This window comes from Hespellia stercorisuis DSM 15480 (assembly GCF_900142165.1).
GTDB lineage: Bacteria > Bacillota > Clostridia > Lachnospirales > Lachnospiraceae > Hespellia > Hespellia stercorisuis.
Window position 1 is genome coordinate 18,446 of sequence record NZ_FQZY01000049.1, and the last position, 13,985, is coordinate 32,430.

15 protein-coding genes and 3 pseudogenes are annotated in these 13,985 nt (G+C 41.8%); 14 read left to right on the top strand and 4 right to left on the bottom strand.

Annotated elements, in window-relative coordinates:
* The first annotated feature begins 29 nt into the window (after window positions 1-29).
* Window positions 30-545 carry a hypothetical protein gene (locus tag BUB85_RS14555; RefSeq protein WP_073111798.1) on the top strand — a complete coding sequence of 172 codons (516 nt, stop codon included), beginning with the start codon at window positions 30-32 and terminating at the stop codon, window positions 543-545.
* A gap of 12 nt (window positions 546-557) precedes the next feature.
* A complete protein-coding gene (locus tag BUB85_RS14560; protein ID WP_084534065.1) occupies window positions 558-992 on the top strand; it encodes a metal-dependent transcriptional regulator in 435 nt (144 codons plus the stop codon).
* 207 nt (window positions 993-1,199) lie between these two features.
* Here BUB85_RS14560 and BUB85_RS14565 read toward each other — a convergent pair.
* Window positions 1,200-1,877: pseudogene (locus BUB85_RS14565) on the bottom strand (zinc ribbon domain-containing protein); the annotation flags it as partial.
* Window positions 1,878-2,003: 126 nt separating this feature from the next.
* A pseudogene (locus tag BUB85_RS22635) lies at window positions 2,004-2,231 on the bottom strand (recombinase family protein); the annotation flags it as partial.
* 99 nt (window positions 2,232-2,330) lie between these two features.
* Between BUB85_RS22635 and BUB85_RS14570 the strand changes: the two are divergent.
* Window positions 2,331-2,525, top strand: coding sequence for a winged helix-turn-helix transcriptional regulator (locus BUB85_RS14570; RefSeq protein WP_143160742.1), 195 nt, complete (start codon window positions 2,331-2,333; stop codon window positions 2,523-2,525).
* A gap of 508 nt (window positions 2,526-3,033) precedes the next feature.
* Here BUB85_RS14570 and BUB85_RS14575 read toward each other — a convergent pair.
* Complete coding sequence (locus BUB85_RS14575) at window positions 3,034-3,486, bottom strand: MerR family transcriptional regulator (RefSeq protein WP_073111804.1); 453 nt, start codon at window positions 3,484-3,486, stop codon at window positions 3,034-3,036.
* 137 nt (window positions 3,487-3,623) lie between these two features.
* Here BUB85_RS14575 and BUB85_RS14580 point away from each other — a divergent pair, with 137 nt between their 5' ends.
* The 11 genes and pseudogenes from BUB85_RS14580 (at window position 3,624) to BUB85_RS14645 (ending at window position 13,572) form a co-directional block, all read left to right on the top strand.
* The gene (locus tag BUB85_RS14580; RefSeq protein ID WP_073111806.1) at window positions 3,624-4,616 is read left to right on the top strand and encodes an alpha/beta hydrolase; all 993 of its coding nucleotides are present in this window, start codon (window positions 3,624-3,626) and stop codon (window positions 4,614-4,616) included.
* 2 nt (window positions 4,617-4,618) lie between these two features.
* Window positions 4,619-5,467, top strand: a complete 849-nt coding sequence (locus BUB85_RS14585; RefSeq protein ID WP_242945446.1) for a DUF3737 family protein — start codon at window positions 4,619-4,621, stop codon at window positions 5,465-5,467.
* A 63-nt stretch (window positions 5,468-5,530) separates the two neighbouring features.
* Window positions 5,531-6,073: a flavodoxin family protein gene (locus tag BUB85_RS14590; protein ID WP_073111807.1), complete on the top strand. Its 543-nt coding sequence runs from the start codon at window positions 5,531-5,533 to the stop codon at window positions 6,071-6,073.
* Window positions 6,074-6,109: 36 nt separating this feature from the next.
* Window positions 6,110-6,505, top strand: a pseudogene (locus tag BUB85_RS14595) (carboxymuconolactone decarboxylase family protein); the annotation flags it as partial.
* 254 nt (window positions 6,506-6,759) lie between these two features.
* Window positions 6,760-7,665, top strand: a complete 906-nt coding sequence (locus BUB85_RS14605; RefSeq protein ID WP_242945447.1) for a carbon starvation CstA family protein — start codon at window positions 6,760-6,762, stop codon at window positions 7,663-7,665.
* A gap of 10 nt (window positions 7,666-7,675) precedes the next feature.
* Window positions 7,676-8,134 (top strand): hypothetical protein, encoded by a 459-nt coding sequence (locus tag BUB85_RS14610; protein WP_242945448.1) that lies wholly within the window; start codon window positions 7,676-7,678, stop codon window positions 8,132-8,134.
* Between the two features lie 412 nt (window positions 8,135-8,546).
* A complete protein-coding gene (locus tag BUB85_RS14615; protein WP_073111813.1) occupies window positions 8,547-8,978 on the top strand; it encodes a MarR family winged helix-turn-helix transcriptional regulator in 432 nt (143 codons plus the stop codon).
* A gap of 174 nt (window positions 8,979-9,152) precedes the next feature.
* On the top strand, window positions 9,153-10,373 hold the full coding sequence (locus BUB85_RS14620) for an MFS transporter (RefSeq protein WP_084534067.1): 1,221 nt from the start codon (window positions 9,153-9,155) through the stop codon (window positions 10,371-10,373).
* A 221-nt stretch (window positions 10,374-10,594) separates the two neighbouring features.
* On the top strand, window positions 10,595-10,966 hold the full coding sequence (locus BUB85_RS14625) for a hypothetical protein (RefSeq protein WP_073111817.1): 372 nt from the start codon (window positions 10,595-10,597) through the stop codon (window positions 10,964-10,966).
* Between the two features lie 604 nt (window positions 10,967-11,570).
* Window positions 11,571-12,206, top strand: coding sequence for a TetR/AcrR family transcriptional regulator (locus tag BUB85_RS14640; RefSeq protein ID WP_073111823.1), 636 nt, complete (start codon window positions 11,571-11,573; stop codon window positions 12,204-12,206).
* On the top strand, window positions 12,193-13,572 hold the full coding sequence (locus tag BUB85_RS14645) for an MATE family efflux transporter (RefSeq protein ID WP_073111825.1): 1,380 nt from the start codon (window positions 12,193-12,195) through the stop codon (window positions 13,570-13,572). Before BUB85_RS14640 ends, BUB85_RS14645 begins: the two co-directional genes overlap by 14 nt.
* A gap of 131 nt (window positions 13,573-13,703) precedes the next feature.
* Here the strand turns inward: BUB85_RS14645 and BUB85_RS14650 are convergent.
* Window positions 13,704-13,985 (bottom strand): IS66 family transposase (locus tag BUB85_RS14650; RefSeq protein ID WP_143160744.1); only part of this gene is annotated, 282 nt, incomplete at its 5' end.

Genomic DNA, 13,985 nt, shown 5'->3' on the forward strand with positions numbered 1-13,985 from the left:
AAAATTATTATATAGATAGGAGGCAAAATATGAACTTCGAACAAGCTGTTGTGTTTCCAATTATACAAGGGTTAGAAATTTTATTTTTCAATAAAAGATATTCAGAACTAGAGCAAAAAACACAGTCAAAATTAAAAGACATTTCTTCCACTATTGTTATACAAAAAAGTTTAAATAGTGATTTCTGTATTATTTACCAGCTTAAAAATAAGTTGCCCAAATCTTTGGCACGACATGGTTGCGATATTGTACTTTTAGTGAATATAGAACTTCTTTGTGCTGAAGATATGCAGACATTCCCCGATACTTGGGAATTTGTAAAAAATATGATTGAGATTTTTAAATTGGGAACACATTTCTGTGTAATAAAACTTTCAGAAAAAATGAAGTATATTTTTGAAGAACTGGCGGAAATACCGCTTCCCCCTACTATGTTTAGATTCTATATGTTATTAAAAGCAATAGAAATATTCGTATTGCTAGGTGAATTAAACCTATATAGTTCTCAAGTACATTTTTACCCCTATAAAGGAGTTTTAGAATAAAAGGATGATAATATGATACTTGGGAAATCATTAGAAGATTATTTAGAAGCAATACTTATACTCAAAAACAAAAAAGGAACGGTTCGTTCTGTTGATGTGGCTAATTATATGGGGTTTTCTAAGCCTGGTATAAGTCATGCGGTAAAAGAATTGAGAATACATGGATTTTTAAAAATGGATAATAATGGTCTATTACATTTGACAGAAAGTGGACAAGCTGTAGCAGAAAAAATCTATGAACGACACTGTTTTTTTACCCAATATCTTATTGATATAGGGGTAGAACCAAAGCAAGCTGAATCGGACGCTTTAATATCCACGCTGATGCCAGATTTGAATGTGATGGTGAAGAAATCGTCATACACCGCTATTTTCTCAATCATTCGCCTGACCAGCGTTTCATCAAATGCCGTGAGTTCTGTAGGCTGTGCTTTAATGAAATCGTGAAGCTCTGCAATTCGGTTTATCTGCTCGTCACGCTGTACACCTTCCACTTCGGGTTGTTGTTTCAGTTCCCGGAGTCGGTAGATTTCATCAGCGATGGCATCGCTGTTGGTACTAACACGGCAGTACGCTGCGACTCGGAGTTTTGGCTTTTCTTCTGTATGAACATTGTTTCCAACCTGTTTTCTTGCAGGAATAGCCATTATATTTTTAGCTGCCATTATCCATCAGCTCACATTCAATCAGGCTGTAAATATATTCTGCCTGCATAAATGGTTCTTCATGATGCTCCACGATTGGCTTCATAGAAAAACCTGCTTCTTTTGCGGCAGTAGTCAGGCTAAGATCTGATAAATAATTTTTCAAAAATTTTTGGACATGGGCGGAAGTTACCTCATCGGGCATTGCCTGTCTATTTTCAATTTTATATCCGTAAGGGGGATGTCCCATGCGAATTTCATCCTTAAAATGCAGTAATTTGATGAGTTCTGCTGCAATGGCGATATCTCCAGTCACCATATGATTTAGAACTTCGATTTCTGTACGGTAACCGTCTGCTTGCATCATAAGCTCATTTTTTTCTTTGTTGAAAAGTGCAGGGTAAAGATAACTTTGTGCCATTAACCGCATAAGCGTTTTTCGTTGTTCGGTATTTTTAAGAAGCTGGTTTTCCAGTTCTTTGATTTTCAGTAGGTTGCTGTCTTTTGATGTTGTCCGTAATGCTTCTAATAACGGCTTCAGAATGAGCTTGCGTTCAAAGAGGAGCTTGTTCATCATCGTGATAAAGGCAAGCTCTATGGTACTTTCTTTTACATAAAGCATGGAGCATTTATTTGTATCAGAAAGATGGGGGTTGCAGCACCATGCTGGATATTTTTGATGCGTACTGGAATGAATGCGACGTCTAAAGGTTGCTCCACATTCGCCACATATAATTTTACCGGAGAGTGCATAACGCTTTTGATATTTTTCATCGTCCTTTGCGATGCCTTTTTCTTTTGCCCGTTGTGCAATCATTGCAGCTGCTGTCACGAAGGTTTCGTGGCTCACAATTGCCTCATGATGATTTTGCATCATGTATTGGTGTCTTTGCCCGTTGTTTTTGTGACGGTTGAATCCTGAATCGGTGTAGGTCTTTTGAAAAATCACATCACCTGTATATTTTTCGTTTGATACGATGCCTCGGATGGTAGAGGGGGGCCATGCCTGTAAGAATCTGGGCAGCGAAGACCCAGAGTACATCGTTCACGGCGAAGATATTATGGTGAAATTTACTGCGCTCCAAAGTGCCAAAGTGCCAGATTCCAAAACACCAAACCGCCAAAGTGGCGGTTTGGTGTTTTGGAAATTACAATGCATCTGCAAGTTATTGAAAAAATTAGAAACAATCCGCATATAACGCAGAAAGGCTTAGTTTCTGAGACCAATATTCCGCTGAGAACAATGCAGAGAATCATGAAGGAATTACAAGGAAGCGGTAAAATAGAACGCAAAGGTGGTAAGCGATATGGATATTGGGAAGTCCACGAAGAATAAACGGAAGTTTCAGTTGTAAAGAAATACTTGACAACTGATGCAGATGAAATCAGTAGATATGTTTCCACAAACGGACAGAGTCAAAATGTGAAAGTCGGATAATCTGACATTCATCTGAAGCTCTCGTGCCATGTGGAGACTATAATGTTGATACAAAGAGCAGATACGTAGAAATCCTTAACTTTAGGCACTTTTTCAAGCATATGGTGTTCACTGGCGACGGTGAAAAATGCAGAAATAAAGTCATAAAAGATTACATCAGTGTTTCGGTGGTAGTCGACACAGAGTGTGAGAACACAACAGAATAAAGTTTACGAGAGGGGTACTGAATGATAACAGTATCCCTTTGTTATGTTTAGGTGTTCAAATTTGAGCGTCTATTTTTTTACCCAAAATGGAAGAAGAATTAGCAATTATGAAAAAGATTATGAAGCGATTGCTGACAGGTGTACTGTCCTTCATATCCGAATTTGAAGGAACTTAGAAAATTTGAATTCAGATAAGATAATTAATCTGCTTCATGAGAATCACGAGAACGGTTATAGAGAGTCTGTATTTCTTCCGGTAAATGCTCTGGCATCATTTCTTTAATACGGTCTTCGTTGCCGTCTGTGATTGCCTGCTCATAATACCAGCACTTAAACTGAATCATTGCCATATGTTTTTCAAGTTCCTGGAGTTCTTTTTCCAGGACTTTTTTCTGTCGTTCAAACATTTCTTTTCGCTTTAGATAAGTAGATGGGCCTTCCTGACACCATTCCATAAATTGTTTAATATCTTTGATTTCCATGCCGGATGATTTCAGGCAATCAATCACATGCAAAGCTTCAATTTCTGCATCGGAAAATTTGCGTATTCCGGAAGCTCGTTGGATGTTGGGGAATAATCCTTCTTTATCGTAATAGCGCAGCGTGGAAATAGGAAGATGGAACATTTTTGATACTTGTCCGATTGTAAACATGGTATTGCCTCTCTTTTTTATCAAATAAATTATTTTAAATTTTAAACAAAAACACTTGACCTAAAGTTAGGTTTAGGTTCTATAATTTATTATAGCAGAAGCAAATCATGTACGCAAGAAGGAGATAAATAAAAATTATGATGAAAACAGCAGAATTAAAATTGGTAAATGAATGGGATAAAACATTTCAAAAAAGTGATCAAGTGGAGAACAAAAAGGTGACTTTTATCAATCGTTACGGCATTACACTGGCGGCAGATATGTACATTCCAAAAGATGCAGAAGGTAAAATGCCAGCAATTGCAGTTTGCGGACCATTTGGTGCAGTAAAAGAACAATGTTCCGGTCTTTACGCACAGACCATGGCAGAACGAGGCTACCTGACGATTGCCTTCGACCCATCCTTTACAGGTGAAAGCGGCGGAACACCGAGATATATGGCTTCCCCAGATATTAACACAGAGGATTTTCAGGCAGCAGTAGATTTCCTTTCCGTTCAGGACAAGGTAGATGCAGATAAAATTGGCATCATCGGTATTTGCGGCTGGGGTGGAATGGCATTGAACGCTGCAGCAATTGACACCAGAATCAAGGCGACTGTAGCTTGTACTATGTATGATATGACCCGCGTCAATGCAAATGGGTATTTTGATGCGGAAAACAGTACTGATGCAAGATATGAAAAGAAAGTAGCCATGAATGCTGCAAGAACAGAAAACTATAAAACAGGTAAATATACTCGTGCGGGAGGCTGCCTGCCACTTCCCGTGGATGAGAGCCTGCCTTTCTTTGTGAAGGACTACAGTGCTTATTACAAAGGTCGTGCTTATCATGAGCGTTCTTTAAATTCAAACGAGGGCTGGAACACTGTTGGTTGTATTTCTTTTATGAATCAGCCAATTTTGAAGTATTCAAATGAAATCAAGAGTGCCTGTCTATTGATTCATGGTGAGAAAGCTCACTCATGCTATTTCAGTAAGGACGCTTTTGAAAATATGACAAAGAATAGTGCATACGCAGATAATAAAGAACTTATGATTATTCCGGATGCAGTCCACACGGATTTGTACGACAACGTGGATGTGATTCCGTTTGAAAAAATTACAGAGTTCTTTCAGGAGAACCTGTAATCATGATGAGACAAGTAATAGAAAACAAGCAATTCGATGAAGAAAGAGCCTTATACCATTCCGTGGAATGCGATATTAGAAACTGCACTTTTGCAGGAGTACAGGATGGTGAATCTGTGCTAAAGGAATCAAGAAATATTGCACTTATGCATTGTACATTCTCTCTTCGTTATCCCCTTTGGCATGTAAAAGGTTTTTCCTTAGATGATGTCGCAATGGATGAGAAAACCAGAGCGGCTATCTGGTATGCGGACAATGGAGTCATTCGCAATTCTACAATGGAAGGCATCAAAGCCATAAGGGAATGTAATCACATAACCATTGAACATAGTAAAGTAGTGTCCCCAGAGTTTGGGTGGAAATGCAGTGATATTAGGCTGTCCGATACAGAAATTATATCAGAATATCTTTTCATTGACAGCAGAGATGTGAAACTCAACCATATCAATATGAGTGGCAAATATTCGTTTCAGTATATGGAAAATTTGGAAATTACAAATTCTGTTCTTGATACCAAGGATGCCTTTTGGCACAGCAAAAATGTTACAGTAAAAGATAGTGTGATAAAGGGAGAATATCTAGCATGGTTTTCAGATGGACTGACCTTGATTAACTGTAAAATCATTGGTACGCAGCCGCTTTGCTATTGCAAAAATCTTAAGTTGATGAACTGCACCATGCAGAACACAGATTTGGCTTTTGAATACTCGGATGTAGAAGCCGATATATGTGGGAATGTAGAATCCATTAAAAATCCCAAAACCGGAACCATTACAGCGGATGGTGTTGGCGAAATTATTCATGACAATCCTGTCATGGAATGTCTGGGCCGGGTGGTGATTAGAAATTAGACACATAGTAAAAAGATGTAACGGTTTTTTTATCAAACATTAAATAAAGGGAGGTTCATGTAAATGGCAAAGAAGGTACTTATCATTTCCTCTAGTTTACGAGGAGGAAGTAATTCGGAAATACTGGCTCGTGAATGCGAGAAAGGTGCAAGAGAAGCAGGATTGGATGTGGAATATGTCAGCCTGAAAAACAAGCAAATCGGGCATTGCATTGGTTGTCTTTCCTGCCAAAAAACAGGCGTCTGCGTAATCAAAGATGAGGCTGTAGAAATTATGCAAAAGGTGAAGGAAGCAGAAACGATTGTTTTTGCTACGCCAATCTATTACTACGAAATGAGTGGTCAGATGAAAACACTGTTAGACCGAATGAATCCTCTGTTCCCAACGGATTATGCATTTCGTGATGTTTACATGATTGCGACTGCAGCAGATGAGGGCTCTGCCACATTCCAAAAAGCATATAATGGTCTGCTTGGCTGGGTAGATTGTTTCTGTAAAGCAAAACTATCTGGTCTTGTAGAAGGTGGCGAAATTGCGAATCCTAACGATGCGGCAGATCACACGGATGTAATGAAAAAGGCTTTTGAACTGGGAAAGAATCTATAAAAGACACAAGACACTTGAAAGGAGAGACACATAATCATGGAAAAAATCGTACAGACAGCAGGAAAAACCGCACTTGGAGCGTTTGCCCCTGAATTTGCTCATTACAATGATGATGTGTTATTTGGAGAGAACTGGAATAACCAGGATATTGATGCGAAGACAAGAAGTATCATCACTGTTGTTGCTTTGATGTCTTCTGGAATTACGGACTCTTCGCTAAAATATCATTTACAGAATGCAAAAGGCCATGGGGTAACTAAAAAAGAGATAGCAGCAATCATCACCCATGTGGCATTTTATGTTGGTTGGCCAAAGGGCTGGGCAGTTTTTAATCTGGCTAAAGAGGTATGGAATGAAGAATATGTCGGAAATGACGCAATGGCGGCCCATGCAGCGTCTATGATTTTCCCAATTGGAAAACCAAATGAAGGGTTGGAAGCAGTTACGGATGAACAGTATTTGAAACTGTAAAAAATATATAATCCTGAATTATTAAAATGGCTATTTTGACAGCAGTAAGGCACACAACACGTTTAAGTGTTATGTGCCTTATTTACATATTGAGAAATCGTGTGATTTCAACTATAATGAGGTGGAAATGTTCGGTCAAAGAAGTCCGACATATTCCCACAAACGGGTGCTTGTAGTAGCGGCATTTACAGATATCTGTGCGGGAACATTTGCGTATGATGCGGCAAATCAGGAGAATCTTATCGGAGCGCAGGCAGGAACGGCATCGGTTTTTTTGTATACAGAAAGCATGCCAAATTGCTGGTAGCTACTATTGTGGGTGTTGGCCTTTTGTTCCTGTGTATCTATGTGGGTTATGCATTTCCTGTTTTGAAACTTTCGAAGGTGCGCAAGCACAGTATTTGTTTCCGATTCTGTTTATTACAGTTGCCTGTGGTTCAATTTCCGGATTTCATTCTTTGGTTGGATATGGTACTACATCCAAGCAGGTAAATAACGAAAAAGATGCGCAGCTTATCGGTTATGGTGCTATGCTTATAGAGGGCATTGCGTACATGATGAGCAGCTTTGGTTTGAAAGAATCTGTAGGGGTGGTATTTTTAACACTGTCCTTCTCCGCCTTTGCGCTGACTTCCCTTGATACGGCCACAAGGATTGCCAGATATATGTTTCAGGAGCTGGCGGGAAAAGGACAGAAGGAACAGCAGCCATTCTGGCAGAAGACACTGCAAAAACCTATGGTTGCTACACTGATTACAGTAGGTGCTGCCATTGCTTTGCTGGCTTATGGTTACCAGAATATTTGGCCTATTTTTGGCGCATCTAATCAGCTTCTGGCGGGGATGGCGCTGCTTGGTCTTACTGCGTGGCTTGCAAGAACGAAAAGGCCAGTATTGCCCATTGCTATTCCAATGGTGTTTATGTTCATTGTCACATTGACAGCACTCTTTATGATAGTACGTAAATATCTTGCTGGAGGAAATTTCCTGATGGGAGGTATGGCTACTGCATTGCTGCTTCTGGCTGTGGTTCTGATTGCTATCACAATTAAAGCCTTCAAGTCAAGAGAACAGCCGAATAAAAGTATTAAAAAAATAAAAGGAATGTTTTATTTGGGCTGAGGAATGATTATTGCTATATCAGAGATCCTCTTATGAGCGTTCTCTGATATTCAATCCGGAATATGAGTTTATCGGCATATTTGCAGACCGGGGAATCTCCGGTTTCAGCAGGAATATGGCAGTCCAGTTTTTTTTCGGATATGAACTTTTTAGGGACGGAGGAGAAACGATGACATGGGTACCTTATAACAATGGGAACACAATTGGCACGAAAGGCTCGGAAAACGGAACAATTCTTTCGGATGAAGAATTTGGTGGTTCGGTCAGAATAACGGTGGAAGAATGCCCATCATATTCTGCTATCACCTGTGGCGTTTATGGTGCAATGGTGCATACTGCTTTTTTTGATAAGAAAGACAGTGAAGAAAAATACAAATCCATGAAAAGAGAATTAGAAGAGTTTATTCTTTTGGACACAACTGACGAAGAAGAGTGTGCATTTTATGATGCATTTACAAGTAAGTATTAGTTGAGACCTCGAAATATCGGTGTCGAGGGGAGTGGACGTGTTTCCTATCGAGGATTTTGAGAGGGTCGAAGGTGTAAGGATTTGCAGCTTGATGAGCTTGATATAATAGGCAAAAGGCACCTTTTTCAGGCACATGATATTCGCTGGTGACGGTGAAAAATGCAGAAATAAAGTAATAAAAGATTACGCCAATGTTCCGGCGGCAGTCAATATAGTGTGTAGGAACACAACAGAATAAGATCTACAACAGGGGGTACTGAATAAAAACAGTATCCCCTTAAATTTGCGATAGATCTAAGGTGAGTGCTTACGATCTAAGAGGAACTACAACCACCCAAGATCATTCCACTATTGACATATGTACGAAATCGGATATAATAAAATGTATGAAATCGGACAAGGAGATGAAGATATGCACTATTTAGAAGCAGAACAATATACACATTTAGCAGGAGAAATCAACTCTCTATATCATGAGGCCGCTGTGAAAATGGGGATTTCAGACAGTGTACAAAATATTTTATATATTATTTCCGAGAAAGAAGGACAGTGCCTCCAAAGTGAAATAAGCAAGATGACCGGTATTAGCCGTCAAACAATCAATTCCGCAATTCGCAAATTAGAAAAAGAAGGAATTGTGTATCTCAAACAGGGAAACGGAAGGAATACAATTGTTTGTTTATCAGAAAAAGGGGAAAAATTTGCATCAGAAAAAATCTATCCCTTATACGAAATAGAAAATAAAATTTGGAATGAGTGGACTCCAAATGAACGACAGCAATATTTAATTCTTACCAAAAAATATCGTGACGGACTAAAAAAATACTTAAAGGACATTTTGTAAGTGAGGAGCAAATGTTTTTGAAGGGAGGTGGCTTGATGCTGACAGCAATGAACTAAGGGGATTTATCACATCGGATATTGTCCCCTATTTCGCCATAGCGTACAAAATGGTTGTCATTAGCAGCCGTTTTTGTTGAGCAAACAAAACATTATGAAAATAAGAGGACAATTTAATATGAAAAAAACACAAAAATGGAAATCACAATTTATTGTTGTAGCATTAGGACAGGCAATCTCAATGCTAGGTAGTCACGGCGTACAATTTGCATTGATCTGGTGGCTTGCTGAAAAAACATCATCCCCCTTAATGCTCGGAATAGCAGGAATCGTTGCGTACCTCCCAATGTCTATATTCAGCCCGCTGGCGGGAATTGCGGCAGACCGCTATAACCGGAAGTTTATCTCGATTTTTTCGGATATGGCAATGGGTGTGGCCGCACTGATTTACGCAGTGCTGCTGTTCTTTTTCGACTTGCCTGTATGGACTGTATTCGTTATGCTTTGCGTTCGTGGTATTGGCAGCACTTTTCAGCAGCCTGCCATACAATCCATTATTCCGCAGCTTGTACCGAAAGACCAGCTGGTAAAAACAAATGGGTGGATGCAGCTTTTAAATTCAGGATCATTTCTGCTTGGCCCGGTTATCGGAGCGGCTTTATATGCTATCTTTCCGATGTCAGTTGTTTTGATGAGTGATGTGGTGGGAGCTATTTTAGCAAGTGCTGCATTAGCAGTTGTAAGAATACCGGAACTGGCAAAAACGAAAGATGAAAAGCAGCACTTTGTTACCGAGATAAAAGAGGGGCTGCAGGTATTTAAGGAAGATAAAAAGCTGTTCTATATCATAATTGCAGAAGCACTCTGTATGTTCTTTTATGCACCCTTATCTTCCTTTTACCCGTTGATGACCAGTGATTATTTCAATCTGCCTGCAATGTACGGAAGTGCGGTCGAATTATCCTTTGCAATCGGTATGATGATATCAGCACTCCTGTTTTCCAGCATTTTGAAAGTGGAACGGAAAATCAGAGTTTCCTTTATCGGCCTGTTTGGAATGGGGGCTGCATCTTTTGTCTGCGGTGTGATACCGCCGGCGTATGTTGGCTGGTTTTTCTTTGCGGCAGTCTGTATCTGTTTAGGTGCAGCGGGAAATGTTCACACAATCCCGCTGACTGCTTATATGCAGGAAACGATTGCTCCCGAGAAAATGGGGCGTGCTTTTTCGGTACTTACGCTGATTTCTTCTGTGACTATGCCCGTGGGTCTGCTTTTTAGCAGTCCGATAGCCGAAAAGGTGGGGGTAAATGTCTGGTTTCTGGTATCCGGGTTTTGTATGATTATACTTACTACATTTGTTTTCATCTATTATATTCTTAAACACGGGGTCAAGGGATGAAGTAAGATATTCCCTGTTTCTTCTGAGCCTGACCATGTCGGTGATGAACGGCTATGAACTGCCGGGATTTCATTTTATACCGGGGTGCTGATAAGTAATGTGTCATATTTCCAGAATACGCATAAGATAAAGAAGGAAGAGTGTCTGGATGCAGAACTATTATCACGTACAGCTGCTCTGACTATTATATAAAATATCTTGAAATATGAGAGGAAAATTTTATGCCAGACAATTTGAACCAAACCCTTAACGAGGACCAGACCTGCCCGGCAATAGGGTATCAGTCCGCTTCTATCTGCGTACCAGTTACAGTGACTCCATTTGCAAAAACAGGTGCTACCAGAACAAAATGCTGTGGGAATCCTGTAGTGGTTCCTGGGCGTAACGTTTGTGACGGAGTCAAAAACGGTGCTTGCTCTTTTACGATCAGCCAGGATATCTGTGTTGCGGTACCCGTGGATTTTGGCGCGGTGGCCACGGTTGGTGATACTTTTGTAAGATGTAACGGCGCATCTTCGGAGGACATTTGTACTCACTGCGATAAAATTGACGAATCTGTCACACTGGAAATTCCAATAGATAAAGTACGCTAATGAATAAAGAGCATACGCAGGAGTCCTGCGGCCATCAGAAAGAGTGTTCTACCTGCACAAGTGTGACTTCTCATTATGCAGCTGTGAGTGTTCCTTTAAAATTACATCCATACGCAACGGTTGGGGAATTGGAAATGGAATGCTGCGGCGAGCCGGTAATAACGCTGCGGCCAAGTCAAGGAACAAATAGCTCTTGTGGATGTGAACTTACGGTCACACAGACCATTTGCGTCCGAATCCCATTGGAATATGGCACAACTGCTGATGTTGGAGAAACCAGTGCAATATGTAAAAGCAAGCCGAACTGTGGCGGCGCTTCACACAAACAGAGTCAGTAAATCGGATACTCAAATAAAAGCAACAGGGGGCAAAACACAGCTCCCTGTTGTTTTGCGCTATGGGCTTTGAGCCGGCGAGAGTTGCTCGGAAACAGATGCTACAACTATATTACAACGATGTTACGTCTATGCTACATTCTGTATACATACAAATGTTGACCGACTGGTCTGTTTGTGATACAATGCAAATCACAGACCAACTGGTCTGCTTATGGAACAATGCGAATGACAGACCTATCGATCTGTTTATGATGTGAGGTGAATTTATGAAAAGGGAAGAGAAAAACGCGATTTCTCGGCAGCGGATTTTGGACGCTGCATTAAAAGAGTTTTCGGAAAAAGGATACGGCGGCGCTTCTTTAAATACGGTTTGCGCTGAGAATGCCATATCCAAAGGCATTATCTATCATTATTTCAAGGATAAGGACGAACTGTACCTGCTGTGCGTGACCGATTGCTTCAATACGCTGACGGCATATATGAAAGCCATGCAGGAGGATGTGTCGGCCACGATTGAGCGGAGGCTAAGCGCGTACTTTGATGCGAGGCTGCGATTCTTTGCGGAAAATCCGCTGTATCTCGGTGTCTTTTTAGATGTAGTTCTGAATCCTCCCGCTCATCTGGCCATGCAGATTGCCAATGCACGGGATGCCTTTGACGCGCTGAACATATCCGTGCTGACCGCACTGTTGGAGAGCGCGCCCCTGCGGAAGGGCCTTTCTGCGGCTGCCGTAACAGAGGATTTCAGGATGTACATGGATTTTTTTAACGCACGTTTTCGCGTGGCACTCGCCGATGCTGTTACGCCTGAAGATGCGCTGCGTGAACATGAGGAAAGGAGTCACCGCCAGCTCAGCATTTTGCTGCATGGCGTGTTGGAACATCAAGATGAAAAAGACTGATACTGTGAATAAAGAATTACTGCTCTCCACCACTGCTCCGTCCAAAGCTATCACAAAACTGGCAATCCCTGCCACGCTGGCATTGCTGGCAAAAGCTGTTTATAACATCGTGGACACTGCCTATATCGGTATGTTGGGCAGTGATATCGCTCTTGCGGCGGTGGGCGTTACACTGCCGCTGCTGCTCATTATGGTGTCTGTGGAAAACATCTTTGCCGCGGGCGCAGCCGTACTGGCCGGTCGTCAGCTCGGCGCGAATGACAAAGAAGGAGCAAGCCGCACCATCACCACTATCGTGGGCCTTTCCATGGGAATCGGCGTTCTGCTTTGTGTTTTGGGCATCTTCTTCATAGAGCCGCTGCTGCGCGCGTTCGGCGCGTCCGATGCGGTTCTGCCACAAGCAAAAGACTATGCATTCTGGATGTTCATTGCCGCGGTTTTCAATCTCCCGGCGCAGAGCCTGAACTGTGCCGCCCGGGCGGAATCCTCCGTGAAAATATCGACCATCGCGGTAACGGTGGGTGCGGCACTCAACGTAGTGCTTGACCCCGTGTTTATGTTCTCGTGGGGGCTTGATATGGGTGTTGAGGGTGCATCTTTCGCAACAACACTTTCGCAGTGTGTAACCTTTGCAATCCTCGCATGGTTTTATCTTCGTGGACACTCCATCATCAAGGTGAAACTCTCGAGTTTCCAGCTTTCCGGGAAAATGGTTTGGGCTGTTGTGTCCATCGGCATTCCAACAGCGGTCATCCAGATTTGCCTTGCCGTCGCAACCTCCCTGACCAATATTGCCGCAAAGCCTCTGCCGGACGCCGACCTCATCATTGCCGCTTACGGCGTGGTGCAGCGGCTGATTTTGATTGGCTGTTATGTGATCATGGGCTTTATGCAGGGATATCAGCCTGTCGCGTCCTATGCGTTTGGCGCGAAAAACGAGGAGCGGTTTCATCAATCCGCACGTTTTGCCCTGCGGGGATCGCTGCTGCTGACGGTAATCGTTGCTGCGCTGTACATCATTTTATCCAGACCTCTCATCCTGCTGTTCAACCGCAACCCGGCGGTAATCGAATACGGGCGCTGGTTACTGATTTCGCAAGTGGCGCTGTATCCGGCCTTCGGGCTATGCTACATGATGACGATTACATTCCAGACCATCGGCTCATCAAAAATGGGACTCCTTCTCTCTATGATACGCCAGGGGCTGTTCTATGTCCCGTTCATTCTGACGATGCCCGGGATGCTGGGAGTAACAGGCGTCTATCTCTCACAGCCTTTCGCTGATATATTGACGATACTGGTATGCATATTTCTGGTGAAGCCAATGAAACGAATGGCATCGCAAAATATACAGGAAAAGTACTGAAATTACCGGGGGAAAACCGGATAGATTTTGGGGTTATTCTGAAATCAAATTGTGCAGCGGCAACACATAGAAATGAATTGACTTTTGTCAGAAAAACTCATATTATAAACTAGTAACTGTTCAGAACTCCATTAGTTAAAGATGATATCGGAATTCCCTAAAAGGGCTTCTCTGATTGCTGTAAAAGCATTTATTCCATGCTTATGAGCAGTCCCAATATAGCTCATGATTGTAAGATATTCCTGTGCGCCTTCCTCACTGCGAAAACATCCTGAGACCTTGGTTTTAACCTTAATCATGCGCAAATCACGTTCCGCAAGGTTATTATCAAACGGAACACAGAGATTCTTTATAAATAAGCAGACTGATGCCTTGTAATTCACAAGTCTGTCAATTAGATTTAGTACCTTGGT